The organism is Oribacterium sinus (assembly GCF_963537195.1).
GTDB classification, from domain to species: Bacteria; Bacillota; Clostridia; order Lachnospirales; family Lachnospiraceae; genus Oribacterium; species Oribacterium sinus_A.
Window position 1 is genome coordinate 1 of record NZ_CAUTEG010000022.1, and the last position, 21,035, is coordinate 21,035.

Genomic DNA, 21,035 nt, shown 5'->3' on the forward strand with positions numbered 1-21,035 from the left:
CGAGTTTTTACTGTTTTTTCTATCGCTTTCCAGTCTACACGAATAATGTGGTTTTGCTTAATGTGGATTTTGGTCCGATGAAGCTTCATGAGGAAAATGCTGTAGACAGGGGTGATCTTTTTACTACGGCGGAGCGTCCCTATGGAGAAGCCACTGAGGAAGAGGGAAGAAAAGGGCATATCCTGGATATGCTGGTGCCGATTTTCTCGTTGATTGTTTTCTGTGTTGTGGGCATGATTTATTCCGGAGGATTTTTCAATGGTGCTGACTTTGTGACGGCATTTTCCAAATCAGATGCTTCTACAGGATTGGTGCTTGGGTCTTTTGGTGCCTTGGTAGTGACCTTGTTTTATTACTTTGGCAGAAACGCCCTTTCCTTTAATGAAGGAATGGACTGCCTGCCGGAGGGATTTAAGCAGATGGTGCCGGCTATCTTGATTTTAACCTTTGCATGGTCTTTGAAGGCTATGACGGATAGCTTGGGAGCGAAGGAATTTGTGGCAGTGATGGTAAAGAGCAGTGCAGGCTCCGCATTATCTTTCCTGCCGGTATTTATTTTCCTGATTGCCATTGGCCTTGCTTTTGCTACAGGAACCTCCTGGGGAACCTTCGGAATTTTGATTCCGATTGTGGTGGCCATTTTCCAGGATGTGGATACCAACATGATGATTCTTTCCATGTCCGCCTGCATGGCGGGAGCGGTTTGCGGAGACCACTGTTCTCCCATATCCGATACTACCATTATGAGCTCTGCCGGAGCCCAAAGCGTTCATATCAACCACGTGCAAACCCAGTTACCCTACGCCCTTTTGGTGGCCGGGGTATCCTCGATTAGTTATATTTTGGCAGGATTTTTAAAGACACCGTGGTTCCCCTTGGGGATTGGTGTGGTGTTATTATTTGGTATTTTGCTATGGATTAAGACAAGTCAGAACAGAAGCAGAGTTAAAGCCTAAGAGGCAAAACAAAGCATGAGAAAAGACTTTCCTTTCTGAAGAAGTAGGGAAGGAAAGAGATAAAATTGCAAAAATAGGGAGCTGTGCATTTCACAGCTCCCTTCTCCTATGGGAAAAGGGGGCGGATGAGAATGTATTCTCCTCCGGCCCCCTTTTTCATAGGAGATACGCTTCCCCTGCCTTTGGCAGGGAAGCTATTTTTGCTTTTCGAAATCTCTTTCCCCGGCAAGAAGTGGTTTTCAAAACCACTTCTTGCATATTTTAAACTATATCCCTTAAAAAAATATTCTATTGACAATTTTATGATTTACAGTTATATTCCTTTCGAAAATTTAATTAAAATAATTTTTATTAAAAGGCGAAAGGAGTTCAGTATGGAATTCGAGAGATTAAAGGAAATCATTGTAGATACTTTGGCATGTGATGAGGATAAGGTAACTTTAGAGGCAGATATGCAGAAGGATTTAGAGGTGGATTCTCTTTCCTTAGTGGAGCTGCACATGGCTTTAGAGGATGAGCTGGGCGTTTCCATTCCTGATGGAGAAATCGGAAAGATGCATACCGTAAAAGATATTTTAGACTATGCAAATAACGCAAAGGCGTAAATTTATCAAGATAGAAAGACAGAAAAACAGGCGTCCTTAGGGACGCTTTTCTCAAAGAGAAGAATTGTTTCTAAAGGAAAGGTCAAGAACCATAGGAGGAAATATGAAATCACCCATTCAAAGTCTGGTAGAGCTGGTGAAAGACAGGGACTTACGGCAAAAAGCCAATAAAGATACCATGAGCGGAGCTGCACCCTTAAAGGTGCCTGCAACCTTTATCAGCTGTAGAAAATGCGGAAGAAGAGCTCTTCGTTCCCGTTGGGAAGAAAATTACTATATTTGCCCTCATTGCGGTTCTTACAGTCCCATCGGAGCCTATTATCGTTTAAAAATGCTCTATGATCCGGGAACCTTCCAGGAGCTGGATCAGGATATGGCGGTAAAGGATCCTTTGGACTTCCCGGAGTATAGAGAGAAGGCGGACAGCCAGGCGAAAAAAACCGGCCTGAAGGAGGCGGTGATTTCTTCCAAGGGAAAAATCGGAGGAATTCCTGTGGTGGTATTGGTGCTGGACAGCCGTTTCTTCATGGGCTCCATGTCCCAGGCGGTAGGAGAGAAGGTAACCAGAGGAATTGAAGTGGCGGATAAGGAGCAATGCCCCTTGATTATTTTCTCTGCTTCAGGAGGAGCCAGAATGCAGGAGGGAATCTACAGCCTGATGCAAATGGCGAAGACCTCTGCGGCAGTGGAGCTTTTCTCCGAGCATGGAGGACTTTTTATCAGCTACCTGACTCACCCCACCACAGGAGGCGTAACCGCAAGTTTTGCCACCTTAGGAGATATTACCCTGGCAGAGCCCGGAGCCCTCATCGGTTTTGCCGGCCCCAGAGTTATTGAGCAGACCATTAACAGTAAGCTTCCCAAGGGCTTCCAGAAGAGTGAATATCTGGAAAGCCACGGCTTCGTAGATAAGATTGTGGAAAGAAAAGATATGAGAGAAACCTTGATTCAGCTTTTGAAATTACACCAGAAGGCCTAAGACATTTTCATAGAAAAAGCTTCCGTTGCACAGTAAAGAAACGTTACGGAGCGGAGAGGTCGGATAGAAAGATTTCAGACCAAGAAAAAGAAAGAGGGAAAACAAAATTGTCGGAATCAGGAATCAAGGAGGAATATAGATGATTAAGGAAGTATTGGAAAAGACAGACGCCTTAGAAGAGAAAATTCAGGCTCTTCTTTCGGAAGAAGAAAAAACCGAGGAAATCAAAGTTTTACAAGAGGAAAAGAAGAAGCTTTTAGACAGCTGTAAGGATTTGGAGCCGGGAGATCGGGTATTCTTGGCAAGACACCCCCGCCGTCCCCATGTGGAGGACTTCGTTTCCGCCCTTTTTACAGACTTTTTTGAGCAAAAGGGAGACCATCTTTATGATGAGGATCGCTCCATTTACGGAGGAATTGCCCGTTTTCACGGACGTCCTGTAACGGTGCTGGGTCACAGAAAGGGAAGAACTGTGGAAGAAAATCTTTCCTGCAACTTCGGAATGACCTGTCCGGAAGGCTATCGTAAGGCAAAAAGACTGATGGAGCAGGCGGAGAAATTTGACAGACCGATTATTACCTTTGTAGATACTCCGGGAGCTTACCCCGGTTTAGAGGCGGAGCAGCACGGACAGGGTGAGGCCATTGCGAAAAACCTTGCTTTTATGAGCTCTCTCCATGTGCCGGTAATTGCGGTGGTAACGGGAGAAGGAAGCTCCGGCGGTGCTTTGGGAATTTGCGTAGCCAATAAGATTTTAATGCTGGAAAATGCAATTTACTCCGTTTTAAGTCCGGAGGGCTTTGCAACCATTTTATGGAAGGATAGCTCCCGTGCGGCTGAAGCGGCAAAGGTTATGAAGCTTACCGCAAAGGATTTAAAGGAAGCCAATGTGGCGGATGAGGTTGTGCCGGAGTCCTTGGGAGGCGCCCAGGATGACCCGGAAAGTCTTTACAAGGCGTTGGATCAGATCTTGGAGAAGGCTTTAGCATACTACGAAGGCATGAGTCGTCATGAAATCCGTAAGGACAGACTCTCTAAGTTCAGAAACATTTAGGAAAAGAGGAATGATGGAAGGACTAAAGATACTTGGCCTTGGATCGGCTATCCCAAGTAAGAGGGTACACAATGATGACCTGGCGAAGCTGGTGGACACCAGTGACGAATGGATTTTTCCCAGAACAGGTATCCACGAAAGACGTTTTTGCGAAAAGGATGAGAGTGCGGGAACCTTAGCACTTAAAGCGGCTAAGGAGGCTGTGGCGGATGCGGGACTAAAGGGAGAGGATATCGGCGTGATTGTGGTGGCTACCATGTCTCCGGACTTCTCTACTCCAAGCCTTGCGGCTATCCTGGCAAAGGAATTGGGCACCAAAGAAGATGTTCCCGTATTGGATTTGAATGCGGCCTGCAGCGGTTTTGTTTACGGGCTGGAGGTGGCCAGAGGACTTTTACTCTCCACCAACAAGGACTATGCCCTGGTGGTGGGAACGGAACAGCTTTCCAGACTTTTGAAAATCGAGGACAGAACCACTTCCGTCATTTTCGGGGACGGAGCAGGAGCGGCGGTGGTGAAAAGAGATGCCAAGGCTCTCTATGCTTCCTACTTAGGCTCTAAGGGAGATTATTCCATTATGGCCCCCGGCATTTACACCGGAGCTTTTGACGGTTTTTATGAGGATGGCACGGAGAATCAGGAGAAGTTGGGAGAGGGAGTCAGTGCAGGAAAGCACGAAAAGCTGGACCACCTGGTAATGGATGGAAAGGGGGTTTTCCTCTTTGCCATTGACATTGTTCCCCATTGCATCGAGAAGGTCTTGGAAAAGACCGGAGACAGTTTGGAAACTGTGCAGCATGTGGTATGTCATCAGGCCAATTCCAGAATCATTCGAAATGTGGTGCGACACATGAAGGCGGATCCCAAGAAGTTTTTTGAAAATATGGAGTATTTCGGAAATACCTCCGGAGCCTCCATCCCCATGGCTTTAAAGGATATGCAGGAAAAGGGTCTTTTACATTCCGGAGACAAGCTGGTTTTGGTGGGCTTCGGCTCGGGGCTGACCTATGCCTCCGCAGAAATTCAGTACGAAAAAGCGTAGAGAAAGTAAAGGAAATTAAGGAGAGATTATGACCGGATTACAGGAGATTTTAGGAATTCGTTACCCCATTATTCAGGGAGGAATGGCCAATATTGCTACAGGAGCCTTTGCGGCGGCTTGCTCCGACGCAGGAGCCCTGGGCTTGATTGGAACAGGAGGCATTCGAGAGGCAGAGGGTCTTCGGAAGGAAATCCACATCCTTCGGGAAAGAACCGACAAGCCCTTTGGGGTGAATCTTATGCTGATGAATCCGGAAACCGATAAGATGGTGGAAATCTGCATTGAGGAAAAGGTACCGGTAGTAACCACCGGAGCCGGAAATCCCGGCATTTACATGGAAGCCTTTAAGGCGGCGGGAATCAAGGTGATTCCTGTGGTGCCGGCTCCCATCTTGGCGAAAAGACTGGAAAAGCTGGGAGCGGATGCGGTAATTGCGGAGGGCTGTGAGTCCGGAGGCCATATCGGAGAAATGACCACCATGACCTTGGTGCCTCAGACCGTGGATGCGGTTTCCATTCCGGTGATTGCAGCAGGAGGTGTTGCGGACAATCGGCAAATGCAGGCAGTGCTTACTTTAGGAGCCTGCGGCGCCCAAATCGGTACCGCTCTTTTGGCGGCGGAGGAATGTCCCATCCATGAAAATTATAAGGAGGCGGTGCTGAAGGCCTCCGGATCCGACACCATCGTAACCGGAAGAATTGCCGGTGTGCCTGTGCGAGTATTAAAGAACCAGATGAGTAGGGAATACTTAAGCCAGGAAAAGGCCGGAGCGGATAAGATGGAACTGGAAAAGTTCACTCTGGGCTCCCTTCGCAGGGCGGTTTTTGACGGAGATACCAAAACCGGTTCCCTCATGGCAGGACAGACCTGCGGACAGGTTACTAAGATTCGTCCGGTGGCGGAGATTTTAGCGGATATTTGCCGGGGAATTCCCGGGATTTCATAAGGAGGAAAGATGAAGACAGCATTTTTATATGCAGGACAGGGAAGTCAGGTTAAGGGAATGGGAAAGGACTTATATGAAGCGTTCCCTGCCTTTCGAAAGGCCTATGACGAGGCGGAGCTGGACTTTGATGTAAAGACGCTCTCCTTCGAGGATCCTGAAGGGAAAATCAATGAAACCCGTTATACTCAGCCGGCTCTTGTGGCATTTGCCTGCGGTATGACTGCGGTTTTACGGGAAAATGGAATCAAGCCGGACTATGCTTTAGGACTTTCCCTGGGAGAATACTCCGCACTGGAAGCGGCTTCCGTATTTTCCGCAAAGACTGCGGTGGAAATGGTAGCCTTCCGTGGTAAGAAAATGGAAGAAGCCTCCAAGGGAATCGAATCCTCCATGGCGGCCATCCTTGGGATGTCCGAGGAAGCCTTGGACAAGGTTTGTAAGGAAGTTGGGGGTGCTGTGAGCCTTTGTAACTTAAACTGCCCGGGACAGATTGTTATCGGCGGAGAAAAGAAGGCTGTGGAAGAGGCATCCAAACTGGCTTTGGAAGCAGGCGCCAAGAAGGCGATTCCTTTAAAGGTTTCCGGCCCCTTCCATACCTCTTTTATGAAAAGTGCGGGAGAAGCACTGCGGGAGTATTTTAAGGGGATTACTTTCCAAGAGGGAACCTGCCCTGTGCTTCACAACTTCTTAGGAAGAGAAAGACAGGAAGGAGATCCAAGCGTTCCGGAGCTTTTGGTGGAACAGGTACAAAAGCCGGTGCGTATGGAAGAGGATCTTAGAAGACTTCTGGAGCTTGGGGTGAGAAACTTTGTGGAAATCGGCCCGGGAAAGACCATTTCCGGCTTCTTAAAGAAGACTGCCAAGGATATGGGCATCGAAGATTTTGAAGTAGTAAGCTTGGAAAATAAGGAAGAGCTGGAAGCGTTTTTAGAGAGTAAAAAAGCTTAGATTCCGGCTCTGGAAAGCAAAGAAAAAAGGGATAAGCCTTTCAACAAGAGTAAAGAGGGAACAATAGAAAGGACTATCCTTTGAATGTACAAGGCGTAATGGATAGAAAGGACGGAAGATGGCGGAAAGAGAGACTTGTCTGGTTACAGGTGCCAGCGGAGGCATCGGCAGTGCTATTGCCTTGAAAATGGCTGCAGAGGGAAGAAATGTGGTGCTCCACTATGCCGGAAATGAAGGGGCAGCCAGGGCTGTAGAGGAAGAAATTCATAAGGCTTATCCTTCCGTGGAAACCCTCCTTTGCCAGGGAGATATTAAGAAGGAAGAGGATGTGGAAAGAATTGTGGCGGAGGCCGTTGCCCGTTTTTCCGAAATTGAAGTTTTAGTGAACAATGCCGGTATCACAAGAGATAATCTTTTTCTAAAAATGTCTTCGGAAGACTTTGATGAAGTACTGGATGCCAACCTTCGGGGAGCCTTCTTATTTTCCAAAGCCGTAGGGAAGCTGATGATGAAAAAGCGTTACGGTAGAATCATTCAGATTTCCAGCATTGTGGGAGTTCACGGAAATGTGGGACAGAGCAATTATGCGGCTTCCAAGGCTGGACTTATCGGCATGTCCAAGTGTCTGGCCCAGGAGCTGGCAGGACGGAATGTAACGGTAAATGTGGTTTGTCCCGGCTTTATTGATACGAAAATGACTGCAGGACTGCCGGAGGCGGTGAAGGAAGAAATGTTACGGAACATTCCTATGAAGGCTTTCGGAACCGGGGAAGATGTGGCAAATGCGGTAGCTTTTTTTGCAAAAAAAGAATCTCGCTATATTACAGGAGAAACTTTACTGGTAGATGGCGGAATGGGAATGTAGTACGAAAATATAGAATGAAGCTATATAAAGTTACGATATAGAAAGAAACTATAGAGTGGCAATGTAGAGCGACAATAGAGTTTGTAAAAACAGAGTGCAATCTTGATTGGAAATGGAGAATAAGAATACTATGGAGAGAAGACGCGTTGTAATTACCGGATTAGGAACAGTGAACCCCACCGGAAATTCCGTTGCGGAAAGCTGGCAGGGAATTCAGGAGGGAAAGGTGGGCATTGGTCCCATTACCGCCTTTCCGGCAGAAGACTTCAGCATTCATTTAGCCGGAGAAGTAAAGGATTTTCATCCGGAGACCGTTTTTGATAAAAGAGATCTAAAGCATATGTCCCGCTTTACCCAGTTTGCCATGTGGGCAGCAGAAGAGGCGGTAAAGGATAGCGGTATCGTAGGAACTCTTCCCGAGGAAGAAATCGGCTGTATCGTTTCCAGCGGAATCGGCGGCTTACAAACCATTGAAGCAGAGCATACTCGTGGTGCTTCCAAGGGCTTTGAGCGTGTAAATCCTTTCTTCATCCCCATGTCCATTTCCAATATGGCGGCGGCGGAAATTGCCATTCGCCATCATTTAAAGGGAATGTGCATTTGCCCGGTAACTGCTTGTGCAGGCGGCTCCAATGCCATCGGAGATGCCTTCCATAGAATCAGAGACGGTTACGAAACTGCTATGGTTTGCGGAGGAACCGAGGCCACCATTTCCGAACTGGGAATCGGCGGATTTTCTAGTATGAAGGCTCTTTCTCCTGCTTCCGTAGTCAGCAGAGGCTCCATCCCCTTCGATAAGGAGCGTTCCGGCTTCGTGATGGGAGAGGGGGCAGGCATTTTGGTGCTGGAGGAAAGAGAGCATGCTCTGAAGAGAGGGGCAAAGATTTACGGAGAAGTGCTGGGCTATGGTGCAAACTGTGATGCCTTCCATATTACCTCCCCTGCGCCAAACGGAGAAGGGGGGGCGGATTGCATGAAGCTTGCGTTAAAAGATGCCAATCTTACTCCTGAAAAGATTGATTACATCAATGCCCATGGCACCTCTACCAATTTAAATGATAAGGGTGAAACCGCCGCTATCAAGACGGTTTTTGGAGAGAGAGCCTATTCTATCCCCGTATCCTCCACCAAGTCCATGACCGGCCATCTTTTGGGTGGCGCAGGAGCTGTGGAAGCCATCTTTTCGGTTTTGGCCTTAAAGGACGGCTTTGTCCCGGCTACCATGAATTATCAGGTAAAGGATGAAGAGCTGGATCTGGACTATGTGCCAAATCAGGGAAGAAAGCAGGAACTGCATTACAGCCTTTCCAATTCCTTAGGTTTTGGCGGTCATAATGCCACTCTGGTTTTCGGAAAAGCAGAGTAGTTTCCCCGACAATGCAGTAAGCGAATAGTAAGATGGAACTTCTAAAATAACTTGAAATGGCTTTTCTGCTGTATCGCTTTAAAATACGGGTAGTCTGAGCCCGCCGGTACTTGCTGAAAGCGAGTGTAGCGAAGCTTGAAGCTTAGTACTGCTGCAGGGCGAAGCTAGCGGGAGCGTGCCCGAATTTTAAATGCGATACAGACAGAAAAGCTGATTTTTTACAGTTCCATCTTCAATACCTACTCCATCGGCGGGGAAACTGCCGGTGGAATTTTTTTAGAGGAGGTCAATATGCCTAAGTTAAACATTGAAGAAATCAAAGCCATTATTCCTCATCGTTATCCTTTTTTGCTGATTGATGAAATTCAAGACTATGAAGCGGGAGAATTTGCGGTGGCAAAGAAAAGCGTTACAATCAACGAACCCTTCTTTCAGGGACATTTTCCTTCCTATCCTGTAATGCCGGGGGTTTTGATTGTGGAAGCTCTGGCCCAGACCGGAGCGGTGGCGCTTTTGGCTCTTCCGGAAAATAAAGGAAAAATTGCTCTCTTTGGCGGAATTAAAAATTGCAAGTTCAAGCAGCAGGTTCGTCCCGGAGACGTGTTGGAGCTTAGTTGTCGGGTTGTGAATCGAAAGGGCCCTGTAGGAATAGGAGAGGCGGAAGCCAAGGTGGATGGAAAGACCGTAGTGAAGGCGGAGCTGACTTTCGCTGTGCAGTAGGGCTTTATGCACTACTGAGGAAAAGAAGTTGTAAAAAGTGAATATGTTTTTCCCACAGTGCCGGCGAAGTTAGCGGAAGCGTGCCCGAAGAGAAGGCTGTACCACAGAATGCGTACTATATATTATCCATTACTGTAACCAGAGTTTTGAAGATAACCATTAAAACCCCTTATATAAAATCATTTTATTAATAAGTTTTGAAATTTTATAGAAAAATTCCTTATACCCTATAGGCAAATACAAGATTTTCTGTTAAAGTTTAACAAGTCACAGTCTACTTATTTCAAGAAGAGAGAATGCTATGTTTAGTGAATCGATTATTGAGTTGTACAACAAGTTTCGAATTTATTTTTATATGCAGGTGTTTGCGAAATTCGAAAAGAGAGAGGCCAGTCTGACCACTGTAGAAAGCTATAGCATTGAATGTATCAAGGCTCTGGGAGAGCCGACGGTACAGGAATTTGCCATTATGATGGGAATTTCCGCTCCTAATGCCGCCTATAAGGTGAATGCCTTAGTGCAGAAGGGTTACATCGAGAAAATTCAGGATGAAAATGATCGAAGAGAGTTCCACCTTCGTCCCACGAAGAAGTTTTGGGATTATTACAATGTTTCCTACAGTTATGTAAAGACTGTAGAAGCTCGTTGTAAGAAGCGTTTCAGCAAGGAGGATTTGGCAAAGTTTGAAGAGATGGTAAAGATTATTACCACAGAGCTTATGCCTGAGCTGGATACCAGGAAATTTACCAAAACAGGATTTGAAAACCACGTCAGCATCGGTGAAGTGGAAGAGTAAAAGTAACAGAAGAATAGAAAAAGTCCCCTTGGCCAAGAAGGCCTTGGGGATATTTTTTTGAAAAAATCCCGTATTTCCAGGAAAGGAATTGCCTTTTTTCTTGCGAGCAGGGTGAGCCTATGATAATATAAACCGGTATATGCCCGAGCGATGGGAGTAACCGGAAAACTTCGGAGAAAACAGGGATAAGGGCGAAATCTGGTGAAACATTTTTCCTTTTCCGGAGGAGAAAAGCGTTTCACCAAATTCGATTGTAAAGGAAGTAGAAGATGAACAAGAAATCAAATGCAGTGCTACGGCTTATAGGAATCCTCCTGCTGACCATAGCTTTTTGCGTTTTGGGTTACCTGAATGCAAAAAACATTAAGCTGGGCTTGGACCTGAACGGTGGTGTGTCCATCACCTACCAAACCGTGGAAGAGAATCCTACCGCCGAGCAGATGAGTGACACGGTGTATAAGCTTCAAATGAAGGCTCAGAGCTATTCCACAGAAGCACAGGTATATCAGGAAGGGAAGAATCGTATCAATATTGATATTCCCGGAGCTACCGATGCCAATGAAATTTTGGCAGAGCTTGGAGAGCCGGGTACCCTGCAGTTTGCGGATGAGGATGGAAATGTTCTTCTTACCGGTGACGATGTAAAAACAGCTACTGCGGGAATGACCAACCAGAACAACAATCGTGAATATGTGATTGAGCTGCATTTCACAGAGGCAGGTGCGGCAAAATTTGCGGAAGCCACCAAGAACAATGTGGGAAAGCGTATCTTCATTATCTATAACAATGAAGTCATTTCTTCTCCAAACGTTAAAGAAGCGATTACCGGCGGACAGGCCAGCATCAGTCCCATCGAAAGCTATGAGCAGGCGCAGAAGATTGCTTCTACCATTCGTATCGGTGCTTTACCGGTTAGCCTGACAGAGCTTCGTTCCAATGTAATCGGTGCTACCTTGGGTGCGGAAGCGATTTCCACCTCTTTGAAGGCTGCGGCTATCGGTATTGCGTTGGTTATGCTTTTCATGCTTTGTGTTTATCGTATCCCCGGTCTTGCGGCATCTTTGGCTCTTTTCATGTATGTGGGGCTGGAAATGGTGCTGATGCAGGCCTTTGAAGTTACCCTGACTTTGCCGGGTATTGCCGGAATTATTCTATCCATCGGTATGGCGGTGGACGCCAACGTTATTATCTTCACTAGAATCAAAGAAGAAATCGGTGCCGGAAATTCCGTGGATAAGGCAATTAAGGCAGGATTTGAAAAGGCCTTGTCTGCAATTTTGGACGGTAACATCACTACTTTGATTGCGGCGGCAGTGCTGTATATCCGTGGTTCAGGAACCGTAAAGGGCTTTGCAACCACCTTGGCCATCGGTATTATCATTTCTCTGATTACTGCACTTTTTGTAACCAGAGGATTATTAACTGCTTTTTTCGCTTTGGGAGCGACAAACCCCAAGCTCTACGGTATTAAGAAGGAAACCAAGGTAATCAACTTTATCGGTTTCAGAAGAATTGCCTACAGCATTTCTTCCTTAGTAATTATTGTGGGATTCATTTTCCTGGCAATGAATAAGAAAAATACCGGAGATATCTTTAACTATGACCTGGACTTTAAGGGAGGTTCCTCCACTACAATTACCTTCGATAAGGATATGTCCATGAAGGAGATAGATAGTGAGGTGATTCCTCTGTTTACCGCGGCCACCGGGGGAAATGCTTCCACCCAGGCTGCTAAGGTTGCGGGAACCAATGAGGTTATTATTAAGACTAGAACCATGACCACCGAGGAACGAACTAAGCTGTATGACAGTCTTCAGGAGAAGTTCTCCATTTCCGAGGATAAGATTGTTACCGAGAACATTTCCGGTGCGGTTTCCACAGAAATGAAGAAGGATGCGGTTTGGGCTTTGCTGATTGCTATCTTCTGTATGTTGATTTATATCTGGATTCGATTCAGAGACATTAAGTTTGCATCCGCTTCCGTAATGGCCTTGGCTCATGACGTATTGATTACCGTTACTTTTTATGCGGTACTTCGTTGGGCGGTGGGTTCAAACTTTATTGCCTGCATCTTAACCATCGTAGGATATTCCATTAATGCTACCATCGTTATCTTTGACCGTATCCGTGAGAATTTACACAACGGTACCAAGAAGAAGGGATTGGAATATGTGGTAAATGAGGCGATTTCCAGTACGGTAACCCGTTCAATCAACACCTCACTGACTACCTTTATTTCCGTATTTGTGCTTTACATCTTCGGAGTAAGCTCCATTAGAGATTTCACCCTGCCCTTGATGGTGGGTATTGTAGCCGGCGCTTGGTCTTCCGTATGTATCGCAGGGCCGCTTTGGTTTGATTTTGTGATTCTTTCCAAGAGAAAGAAGGAACAGCTTAGCAAGAAATAGTAAAGGAAAAGGGGTGACTATGGCAGCTGCCAAAATGAAATATGAAATCAAAGGGCAGTGCGGAAGAGCCAAGTCTGCCCATGTGGAAACGGTCCATGGCGTGATTGAAACCCCGGTCTTTATGAATGTGGGTACTGTGGCGGCCATCAAGGGCGGGGTGTCCACGGATGATCTTCGTCTGGTGCATACACAGGTGGAGTTGTCCAATACCTATCATCTCCATGTGCGAACCGGAGACAAGGTTATCCGGGAGCTGGGTGGCTTACACAGGATGATGAATTGGGACAAGCCCATCCTTACCGATTCCGGCGGTTTTCAGGTTTACAGTCTGGCCAAAACCGGAAGAAAAATTCGGGAAGAAGGGGTGGAATTCCGATCCCATATTGATGGAAGAAGGATTTTCATGGGACCGGAGGAATCCATGCAGATTCAGTCCAACTTGGGCTCTACCATTGCCATGGCCTTTGACGAGTGTCCGCCGGCCTTGGCGGAGCGGGATTATATTCTTCCTTCCGTGGAGAGAACCACCCGTTGGCTTCTTCGTTGTCAGGCGGAGATGGATCGTTTGAACAGCTTGGAAGATACCCTGAATCCTAAGCAGATTCTCTTTGGGATTAATCAGGGAGGGGTTTTGGAAGATATTCGTATCGACCATGCCAAGCGTATTACGGAGCTGGATTTGGAAGGCTATGCAGTTGGCGGTCTGGCCGTGGGAGAAAGCCATGAGGATATGTACCGGATTTTGGATGCGGTGGTTCCTCATTTGCCCCGGCATAAGCCTACTTACCTTATGGGGGTAGGAACTCCGGAAAATATGATTCAGGCTGTGGATCGGGGAATTGACTTTTTCGATTGTGTATTCCCCAGCAGAAACGGAAGACATGGTCATGTGTATCATGCCACCGGAAAGCTGAATCTTTGGAATCTGGCTTATGAAAAGGATATGCGTCCCATTGAAGAGGGCTGTGATTGCCCAGCTTGCAAAGGGATTCGAAAAGAGGACGGAACTTATACCGGCGGCTATTCCAGAGCGTATATCCGCCATCTTTTAAAGGCGAAGGAAATGCTGGGAATGCGGCTTTGCGTTTTACATAATCTTTCCTATTACAATCGCCTGATGGTGGAAATGCGTAACGCCATTCGGGAAAATCGTTGGGAAAGCTGGAAGACGGAAGCCTTATATAAACTAAAAATACAAAACTCCTAAGGGAGAAGATTTGACAGAAGAAAAGGAGATACATTATGGCAGGAATGGGAGCAGTAGGTTGGATTATTTATGCGGTAGTGATTATTGCCATGTTCTATTTTTTGGGTGTTCGTCCTCAGCAGCAGGAAAAGAAAAAACTGCAGGATTTGATGAGCTCCCTTGCTGTGGGAGATACGGTTCTTACCAGTTCGGGGTTTTACGGTGTCATCATTGACCTTACCGAGGATACGGTAATCGTAGAGTTCGGCGGAAACAAGAACTGTCGTATTCCGATGCAGAAGACAGCCATCGTTCAGATTGAGAAGGCTTCCAACTAAGGCTTTGATCGAGAGAAGAGCAGATTTTGTTTTAAGCTTTCAAAATACTTATTCTCCTGTTTGGGAAGAATAAGATGTTTTACAAAAATAGAAAGAAGGAAAATGATGAGGAAGACCCTGGTTTTACTTTTTGGGGGACAGTCTACAGAACATGAGGTTTCTTGTCGCTCTGTGCTCACGATTAAGAGGGCGGTAAATCAAGAAAAGTACAAGGTGCTTTGTATCGGTATTACGAAATCCGGGGAATGGATTCCGGTGGAGAAAGAAGAAGCCATTGAAGACGGAAGCTGGAAGGAAAGTGCAGAGAGAGCCATGATTCTTCCGGACGCAAAGCTTTCTTCCGTGCTTTTTCTGGGGAAAAATGGAGAAAGTCACTTGGAAAAAATTGATGTAGTCTTTCCGGTGCTTCATGGTAAGGACGGAGAAGACGGAACCATTCAAGGACTTTTGGAGATTGCCAGAATTCCCTATGTGGGCTGCGGGGTACTTTCCTCTGCGATTTCTATGGATAAGGTTTATACTAAGATGGCGGTGGAAAAGCATTTGGCAAAGATTGGCGTTCGACAGGCTAAGTATATCTCCTTTGTGCGAAGCCAGTGGGAAAATCAGGAGAAGATTATTTCCAAGGTGGAAGCTGCTCTTTCCTATCCGGTGTTTGTAAAGCCTTCCAATGCAGGCTCTTCCTGCGGCGTAAGTAAGGCAAAGGATAGAGAGGCCTTAAAGAAGGCGGTGGAAAATGCCCTTTCGGTGGATAGAAGAGTCTTGGTGGAAGAAAGCATTACAGGAAGAGAACTGGAATGTGCAGTATTCTCCGGAAAAGAAGGGCAGGTAGAAAGCTCCTCTGTGGGAGAAATTCTTGCGGCAGCAGAGTTCTACGATTATGACGCCAAATATAATAATCCGGATTCCAAGACGGAACTCCATCCGGATATCTCCGGGGAGATTGAAGAGAAAATCAGAAAGGCGGCTGAGACGGTCTTCTTAGCGGTGGACGGCTTCTCTCTCTCCAGAGTGGATTTCTTCTTGTCCGGGGAAGAGGTGATTTTTAATGAAATCAATACTATGCCGGGCTTCACTTCTATTTCCATGTATCCCATGCTTTTTAAGAAAAAGGGATATTCTATAGAAGAGCTGGTAGAGAAACTTGTAGAGAGTGCTTTTCATAGACCTTAAGAATTTCATAAATAATTATTTCCGTGGACTTTAAACTTTTTTGCAAGATTGTGCTATACTAAGTACACAATCAATTTGATTTTAAATGTTTGATTTCCATTCTCCTAGGGGCTCTGTTATGCACGCAGGGTCCCTATTATATTGTCTTTATTGTCGTAAAGAAAAGTTATGGAAAAAGAAAGCTGTGACTGAGGTAAGAGATTAAGATGAAGGTCAAAATGACTATGCATACCAGGCAAAAATATGACGGGGACTTGGACAGCTTCGTACTGGAGCATTCCGGTGTACTGATGCAAAGAGGAGAGCAGTTTCTTCTCAGTTATTTTCAAGAGGGAGTACACCATAGCATGAAGTTATATCCGACGGAAGGTCGTCTGGAAATTATACGAAATTGGAAGGAAGAGGAGAAACTTCTCTATGAAGGAGGCGTCCGTTGGAAAGTGGACTATGAAACGGAGGTAGGCGTTCTGCCCCTGGAATTTGATACGGCAGAGGTGGATTTTCGAAATGTCGACTTCTCTCGGGGACAAGGAGAAATTCGTCTCTATTACACACTCTTTCAGTTTGGGCAAAAGGTGGCGGAGACAGAACTCTCCATTGCAATTTCGCCCTATTCGGAGTAAAATGTAAACGTTTCTTTGCAAAAATAAGCACAATAATTTGTAGACTTGGAAATGAGGTGTTCATGGTACTGGCAATTGCTCCACAAAGCATTATTTCGATTTTGTTGGTAATTTTGATTTTGCTTTTCATCGTATTAATAGCTTTATATTTTATGGGAAGACGTTTGCAGGAAAAGCAGGCTGCACAGCAACCCATGATTGAAGCCAACACCATGGAAGTTTCCATGTTGATTATTGATAAGAAGAAGCTGAGTGTAAAGGCAGCTGTTGCGGCAGGCTTGCCGGAGCAGGTGGAGAAGGAGCTTCCCTTCTATCTTCGCTTTTCAAAGCTTCCCATTGTTAAGGCAAAGGTGGGACCGAAGGTATTAGCTCTTATGGCGGATCCCAATGTTTATGAGGTACTTCCTGTAAAGAAGGAAGTAAAGTGTGCGGTATCCGGAATCTATATTCGCTCTATCAAGTCTGTACGAGGCGGAGTGGTACCTGAGGCGCCGAAGAAAAAAGGATTTTTCGCCAACTTAAGAAAGAAGGCGGAAGACGCTGTGAAGAAGCAACAAGCAAAGAAGTAAGGAATATAAAAAAGTAGAAAATAAGAAAAAGCCGGGTTTTATGAGAAAAAATTTACTTTGCGTTTTTTCTGGGGGAGAGTTTTGGAATAAGGGGTAATCTGAGCCCGTTGGCACTTGCGAAAAACAAAGGGACTGAAGTTTTTCGCTTAGTGCCACTACGTGGCGAGGTTAGCGAGAGCGTGCCCCTGTTCCAAAAGCTCCAACAGAAAAAAAGACAGAATAGATAGTTTTTCTCATAAAACCTAGCTTTTTTTTCTTTTGAAATGTTTCGCTGAAAAGCGTAAAGAGCCATATTTCTCCTTGACAGAAAAAGGTAAAGAATGGTAGTATGAAGTTTGCTTATTTGGCCGGTAGGGGGATAACTCTGCCTATTTTTCGTCCAAAGGAAGAAAAATGCCAAAGAAAAGTGAACGTATCGTCAACTAATCCATAAATTAAAGGAGTTTCCCGAGTTGTTTTAAGCAGATTATAATACTAAAGGCAAGTTGGGACAAGTTTTATTGTGGATTCTTAGCAAAGAGATGAGATATATCTCGGATATTAGGGGTGAACGGTCGATGAAAAAAAGCAAAATGCATCCGGTGCAAACCGGAAAGAATCTCAGAATGACTTTCTCTCAGAGCAAAGAAGTTCTGGAAATGCCAAACCTCATTGAAATCCAAAAGGATTCCTATGAATGGTTTTTGCATGAAGGCTTGAGGGAGGCCTTTGATGATATCTCTCCCATCCAGGACTTTGCAGGACATCTTAGCTTGGAGTTTGTGAACTTCAAACTGGCTAAGGAAGAGGCAAAGTACAGCATAGAAGAGTGTAAGGAAAGAGATGCAACCTATGCAGCTCCCCTTAAGGTTAAAGTTCGCCTCTTTAATAAGGATAAGGAAGAAATCAATGAACATGAAATCTTCATGGGTGACCTTCCTTTAATGACAGAGAACGGCTCCTTCGTCATCAACGGTGCGGAAAGAGTTATCGTTTCTCAGTTGGTGCGTTCTCCGGGAATTTATTATGGGGTAGACCATGATAAGGTAGGTAAGGAGCTTTACAGCAGTACTGTAATTCCAAATCGTGGTGCCTGGATTGAGTACGAAACAGACTCCAATGACGTATTCTTCGTTCGTGTAGACAGAACCAGAAAGGTACCGGTTACTGTCTTTATTCGTGCGCTTGGCGTAGGTTCCAACAAGGATATTCTTGATTTATTCGGAGAAGATCCAAAGCTCTTAGCTTCTATCGACAAAGATCCTTCTGAAAATTACCAGGAAGGTCTCTTAGAGTTATACAAAAAAATTCGACCGGGAGAACCGCTTTCCGTGGACTCCGCCCAATCCCTATTGAATTCCATGTTTTTTGACCCAAGACGCTATGATTTAGCCAAGGTGGGACGATACAAGTTCAACAAGAAATTACATTTTAAGAATAGAATCAAGGGGCATGTATTGGCTGAGGCTGTTTATGCACCGGAGACCGGAGAGCAGCTGGCTGAGGCAGGTGCAACCGTTAGCCAGGAATTGGCAGAGCAGATTCAGAATGCCGCTGTTCCCTTTGTTTGGATTGATGGACCTACAAGAACCGAGAAGGTGCTTTCTTCCATGCAGGTGGATATTAAGGAGTGGATTCCCGCTTCCATCAATCCTGAGGAGTGCGGCATCAATGAATTAGTATTCTATCCTGCCTTAAAGGAGCTTTTAGCTTCCGTGGAAGGACAGGGAGAGGACGCACTGAGAGATGCGATTCGTAAGAACATCCACAGCCTGATTCCAAAGCATATTACTAAGGAAGATATTTTTGCTTCCATTAACTATTTACTGAATCTGGATGAAGAAATCGGCACAGTGGACGATATTGACCATTTGGGAAATCGTCGTATTCGTGCCGTTGGAGAGCTTTTACAGAACCAGTATCGTATCGGATTGTCCCGTATGGAAAGAGTAGTAAGAGAGAGAATGTCCACCCAGGATATTGATGAAATTACTCCTCAATCCTTAATCAATATTAAGCCCGTAACGGCAGCGGTAAAGGAATTCTTCGGTTCCTCTCAGCTGTCTCAGTTCATGGACCAGAACAACCCGCTTTCCGAACTTACCCATAAGAGGAGACTTTCCGCATTGGGACCCGGCGGTCTTTCCAGAGATCGTGCAGGTTTCGAGGTGCGGGACGTACACTATACCCACTACGGAAGAATGTGTCCTATCGAGACCCCTGAAGGACCGAACATCGGTTTGATTAACTCCTTGGCTTCTTATGCAAGAATCAATGAGTACGGTTTTATCGAGGCGCCTTACTTAGTGGTAGATAAGACCGATCCGGCCAATCCGGTGGTTACCAATCAGGCGGTATATCTTGCCGCAGACGAGGAAGACCAGTTCGTGGTTGCTCAGGCGAATGAGCCTCTGGATGAGGAAGGACATTTTAAGCATGATAACGTTTCCGGTAGATATCGGGATCAGACTTCTGCTTTTCCCAAGACCAGTATTGATTTAATGGACGTATCCCCGAAGATGGTATTCTCGGTAGCGACTTCCATGATTCCTTTCCTGCAAAACGATGACGCGAACCGTGCCCTGATGGGATCCAACATGCAGCGTCAGGCAGTGCCACTTTTGATTACCGAATCTGCAGTGGTGGATACCGGTATGTCCAGCAAGGCGGCGGTAGACTCCGGAGCCTGCGTAGTGGCGAAGAACAGTGGAGAGGTTACTCTTTCTTCCTCTGCAAGAATCTTGATTAAGAGAGATAAGGACGGAGGAATTGACGAGTATAAGCTGATGAAGTTTATGCGTAGTAACCCCAGTAACTGTTATAACCAAAAGCCCATTGTCAATACCCATGACAGGGTAGAGGCAGGGGATGTTATTGCAGACGGTCCTTCTACAAAGGACGGCGAGATTGCCTTAGGAAAGAACCCCTTAATCGGATTTATGACTTGGGAAGGTTATAACTACGAGGACGCGGTTTTACTTTCCGAGCGTTTGGTACAAAACGATGTTTACACCTCCGTTCATATTGAAGAGTATGAGTGTGAGGCCAGAGATACAAAGTTAGGACCTGAAGAAATTACCTCCGACGTTCCCGGTGTAGGTGATGATGCCTTAAAGAATCTGGACGAAAGAGGAATTATCCGTATCGGTGCGGAGGTTCGTGCCGGAGATATTCTTGTAGGTCGTGTAACGCCAAAGGGAGAGACAGAGCTTACCGCCGAGGAGCGTTTGCTTCGTGCCATCTTCGGTGAGAAGGCAAGAGAAGTAAGAGATACCTCCTTAAAGGTACCTCACGGTGCTTACGGAACCGTTATTAACACCATGGTTTATACCAGAGAGAATTCCGACGAGTTGGCTCCGGGAGTTTCCCAGTCCGTTCGTATCTATATCGCCCAGAAGAGAAAAATCGGTGTGGGAGATAAGATGGCGGGACGTCACGGAAACAAGGGTGTAGTTTCCCGGGTGCTTCCTGTAGAGGATATGCCATACCTGCCAAACGGTCGTCCCCTGGATATCGTATTGAATCCTTTGGGTGTTCCTTCCCGTATGAATATCGGACAGGTCTTGGAGTTACATCTTTCCTTAGCGGCAAAGGCCCTGGGCATTGATGTTTCTACCCCGATCTTTGACGGTGCAACCGAGGTGGATATTCAGCAGACCCTTTTACTGGCAAATGATTATGTAAATCTTTCCTGGGAAGAATTTTCCGAGAAGCATAAGGAAGAATTGGATCCGGAAGTATATGCTTACTTGGGCGAGCATCTTGACCACCGTAAGGAATGGCAGGGTGTGCCTATCGGTATTGACGGAAAGGTACAGCTGAGAGACGGAAGAACCGGAGAGAAATTTGACAGTCCTACTTCCATCGGCTTCATGCACTATTTGAAACTTCACCACCTGGTAGATGATAAGATTCATGCCCGTTCTACCGGTCCGTACTCCATGGTTACTCAGCAGCCTCTGGGAGGTAAAGCCCAGTTTGGTGGACAGCGTTTCGGAGAGATGGAGGTTTGGGCACTGGAAGCTTACGGTGCTGCTTATACCCTTCAGGAAATCCTTACTATGAAGTCCGATGATGTGGCAGGTCGTGTAAAGACCTACGAAGCCATCATTAAGGGACAGAACATTCCTGCCCCGGGTGTACCTGAGTCCTTTAAGGTTCTTTTAAAGGAAATGCAGGCTCTGTGTCTGGACATGAGAGTGCTGGATGAGAATCAGCAGGTGGTAGAGATTACAGAAGATCTTTACGATGCAAATCAGGATATGCACAGACTCTTATCCGGCGGTGACTATCGTCAGGATAAGCAGGAAAACTTCGGAGCCTACGGCTATACCAAGCAGGAATTCCAGGATGGAGAGCTGGTGGATGCCGAGGAAAATGAAGAGAGCGCAGAAGAGGATGACTCTATAGAAGAGCTGGATCAGGATGATTTTTATTCCTTAGCTTCCGACTTCGGTGATGATGGTGATAACGAGTAGAGGA

At 46.0% G+C, this 21,035-nt stretch carries 18 protein-coding genes; all 18 read left to right on the top strand.

All coding sequences use genetic code 11. From position 1 onward, the window contains the following. Positions 1-956: Na+/H+ antiporter NhaC family protein (locus RYL27_RS04195; protein WP_314965462.1), on the top strand; the 956-nt coding region annotated here is incomplete at its 5' end. Positions 957-1,330: 374 nt separating this feature from the next. Further along, on the top strand, positions 1,331-1,561 hold the full coding sequence (locus RYL27_RS04200; protein WP_007157597.1) for an acyl carrier protein: 231 nt from the start codon (positions 1,331-1,333) through the stop codon (positions 1,559-1,561). 103 nt (positions 1,562-1,664) lie between these two features. After that, positions 1,665-2,540, top strand: coding sequence for an acetyl-CoA carboxylase, carboxyltransferase subunit beta (gene accD, locus RYL27_RS04205; RefSeq protein ID WP_314345200.1), 876 nt, complete (start codon positions 1,665-1,667; stop codon positions 2,538-2,540). A 139-nt stretch (positions 2,541-2,679) separates the two neighbouring features. Then, positions 2,680-3,594 (top strand): acetyl-CoA carboxylase carboxyltransferase subunit alpha, encoded by a 915-nt coding sequence (locus RYL27_RS04210; protein WP_314965465.1) that lies wholly within the window; start codon positions 2,680-2,682, stop codon positions 3,592-3,594. 10 nt (positions 3,595-3,604) lie between these two features. After that, positions 3,605-4,636 (top strand): 3-oxoacyl-ACP synthase III family protein, encoded by a 1,032-nt coding sequence (locus RYL27_RS04215; RefSeq protein ID WP_331667034.1) that lies wholly within the window; start codon positions 3,605-3,607, stop codon positions 4,634-4,636. Positions 4,637-4,664: 28 nt separating this feature from the next. Then, positions 4,665-5,582: a nitronate monooxygenase gene (locus RYL27_RS04220; RefSeq protein WP_314328993.1), complete on the top strand. Its 918-nt coding sequence runs from the start codon at positions 4,665-4,667 to the stop codon at positions 5,580-5,582. A 9-nt stretch (positions 5,583-5,591) separates the two neighbouring features. Next, positions 5,592-6,530 carry an ACP S-malonyltransferase gene (gene fabD, locus RYL27_RS04225; protein WP_314965467.1) on the top strand — a complete coding sequence of 313 codons (939 nt, stop codon included), beginning with the start codon at positions 5,592-5,594 and terminating at the stop codon, positions 6,528-6,530. Between the two features lie 118 nt (positions 6,531-6,648). After that, positions 6,649-7,395 (top strand): 3-oxoacyl-[acyl-carrier-protein] reductase, encoded by a 747-nt coding sequence (fabG, locus tag RYL27_RS04230; RefSeq protein WP_314965469.1) that lies wholly within the window; start codon positions 6,649-6,651, stop codon positions 7,393-7,395. A 130-nt stretch (positions 7,396-7,525) separates the two neighbouring features. Continuing rightward, positions 7,526-8,761 (top strand): beta-ketoacyl-ACP synthase II, encoded by a 1,236-nt coding sequence (gene fabF / locus RYL27_RS04235; protein ID WP_314965470.1) that lies wholly within the window; start codon positions 7,526-7,528, stop codon positions 8,759-8,761. Between the two features lie 291 nt (positions 8,762-9,052). Further along, the gene (fabZ, locus tag RYL27_RS04240) at positions 9,053-9,481 is read left to right on the top strand and encodes a 3-hydroxyacyl-ACP dehydratase FabZ (protein WP_314965472.1); all 429 of its coding nucleotides are present in this window, start codon (positions 9,053-9,055) and stop codon (positions 9,479-9,481) included. A 301-nt stretch (positions 9,482-9,782) separates the two neighbouring features. Then, a complete protein-coding gene (locus RYL27_RS04245; protein ID WP_007157587.1) occupies positions 9,783-10,277 on the top strand; it encodes a MarR family transcriptional regulator in 495 nt (164 codons plus the stop codon). A gap of 269 nt (positions 10,278-10,546) precedes the next feature. Continuing rightward, positions 10,547-12,685, top strand: coding sequence for a protein translocase subunit SecD (gene secD / locus RYL27_RS04250; RefSeq protein WP_314965474.1), 2,139 nt, complete (start codon positions 10,547-10,549; stop codon positions 12,683-12,685). A 34-nt stretch (positions 12,686-12,719) separates the two neighbouring features. After that, positions 12,720-13,892, top strand: a complete 1,173-nt coding sequence (gene tgt, locus RYL27_RS04255) for a tRNA guanosine(34) transglycosylase Tgt (RefSeq protein ID WP_314329052.1) — start codon at positions 12,720-12,722, stop codon at positions 13,890-13,892. A 44-nt stretch (positions 13,893-13,936) separates the two neighbouring features. Continuing rightward, positions 13,937-14,209 (top strand): preprotein translocase subunit YajC, encoded by a 273-nt coding sequence (gene yajC / locus RYL27_RS04260; RefSeq protein ID WP_156778158.1) that lies wholly within the window; start codon positions 13,937-13,939, stop codon positions 14,207-14,209. A gap of 102 nt (positions 14,210-14,311) precedes the next feature. After that, the gene (locus tag RYL27_RS04265) at positions 14,312-15,382 is read left to right on the top strand and encodes a D-alanine--D-alanine ligase family protein (protein WP_314965476.1); all 1,071 of its coding nucleotides are present in this window, start codon (positions 14,312-14,314) and stop codon (positions 15,380-15,382) included. A gap of 206 nt (positions 15,383-15,588) precedes the next feature. Beyond that, entirely contained in the window at positions 15,589-16,005 is a 417-nt protein-coding gene (locus RYL27_RS04270) for a DUF1934 domain-containing protein (protein ID WP_314965478.1), read from the top strand. Positions 16,006-16,067: 62 nt separating this feature from the next. Next, on the top strand, positions 16,068-16,574 hold the full coding sequence (locus RYL27_RS04275; protein ID WP_007157580.1) for a hypothetical protein: 507 nt from the start codon (positions 16,068-16,070) through the stop codon (positions 16,572-16,574). A 557-nt stretch (positions 16,575-17,131) separates the two neighbouring features. After that, the gene (rpoB, locus tag RYL27_RS04280) at positions 17,132-21,031 is read left to right on the top strand and encodes a DNA-directed RNA polymerase subunit beta (protein ID WP_308579130.1); all 3,900 of its coding nucleotides are present in this window, start codon (positions 17,132-17,134) and stop codon (positions 21,029-21,031) included. Positions 21,032-21,035: the final 4 nt, after the last annotated feature.

What these genes read in the sequence shown, in the direction of transcription:
- fabZ (WP_314965472.1), top strand. Translation starts at nt 9,053, where the DNA reads ATGCCTAAGTTAAACATTGAAGAAATCAAAGCCATTATTCCTCATCGT.
- RYL27_RS04245 (WP_007157587.1), top strand. Translation starts at nt 9,783, where the DNA reads ATGTTTAGTGAATCGATTATTGAGTTGTACAACAAGTTTCGAATTTAT.
- rpoB (WP_308579130.1), top strand. Translation starts at nt 17,132, where the DNA reads ATGAAAAAAAGCAAAATGCATCCGGTGCAAACCGGAAAGAATCTCAGA.
- RYL27_RS04265 (WP_314965476.1), top strand. Translation starts at nt 14,312, where the DNA reads ATGATGAGGAAGACCCTGGTTTTACTTTTTGGGGGACAGTCTACAGAA.
- yajC (WP_156778158.1), top strand. Translation starts at nt 13,937, where the DNA reads ATGGGAGCAGTAGGTTGGATTATTTATGCGGTAGTGATTATTGCCATG.
- RYL27_RS04275 (WP_007157580.1), top strand. Translation starts at nt 16,068, where the DNA reads ATGGTACTGGCAATTGCTCCACAAAGCATTATTTCGATTTTGTTGGTA.
- secD (WP_314965474.1), top strand. Translation starts at nt 10,547, where the DNA reads ATGAACAAGAAATCAAATGCAGTGCTACGGCTTATAGGAATCCTCCTG.
- RYL27_RS04215 (WP_331667034.1), top strand. Translation starts at nt 3,605, where the DNA reads ATGATGGAAGGACTAAAGATACTTGGCCTTGGATCGGCTATCCCAAGT.
- tgt (WP_314329052.1), top strand. Translation starts at nt 12,720, where the DNA reads ATGAAATATGAAATCAAAGGGCAGTGCGGAAGAGCCAAGTCTGCCCAT.
- accD (WP_314345200.1), top strand. Translation starts at nt 1,665, where the DNA reads ATGAAATCACCCATTCAAAGTCTGGTAGAGCTGGTGAAAGACAGGGAC.
- RYL27_RS04270 (WP_314965478.1), top strand. Translation starts at nt 15,589, where the DNA reads ATGAAGGTCAAAATGACTATGCATACCAGGCAAAAATATGACGGGGAC.
- fabG (WP_314965469.1), top strand. Translation starts at nt 6,649, where the DNA reads ATGGCGGAAAGAGAGACTTGTCTGGTTACAGGTGCCAGCGGAGGCATC.
- fabF (WP_314965470.1), top strand. Translation starts at nt 7,526, where the DNA reads ATGGAGAGAAGACGCGTTGTAATTACCGGATTAGGAACAGTGAACCCC.
- RYL27_RS04210 (WP_314965465.1), top strand. Translation starts at nt 2,680, where the DNA reads ATGATTAAGGAAGTATTGGAAAAGACAGACGCCTTAGAAGAGAAAATT.
- RYL27_RS04220 (WP_314328993.1), top strand. Translation starts at nt 4,665, where the DNA reads ATGACCGGATTACAGGAGATTTTAGGAATTCGTTACCCCATTATTCAG.
- RYL27_RS04200 (WP_007157597.1), top strand. Translation starts at nt 1,331, where the DNA reads ATGGAATTCGAGAGATTAAAGGAAATCATTGTAGATACTTTGGCATGT.
- fabD (WP_314965467.1), top strand. Translation starts at nt 5,592, where the DNA reads ATGAAGACAGCATTTTTATATGCAGGACAGGGAAGTCAGGTTAAGGGA.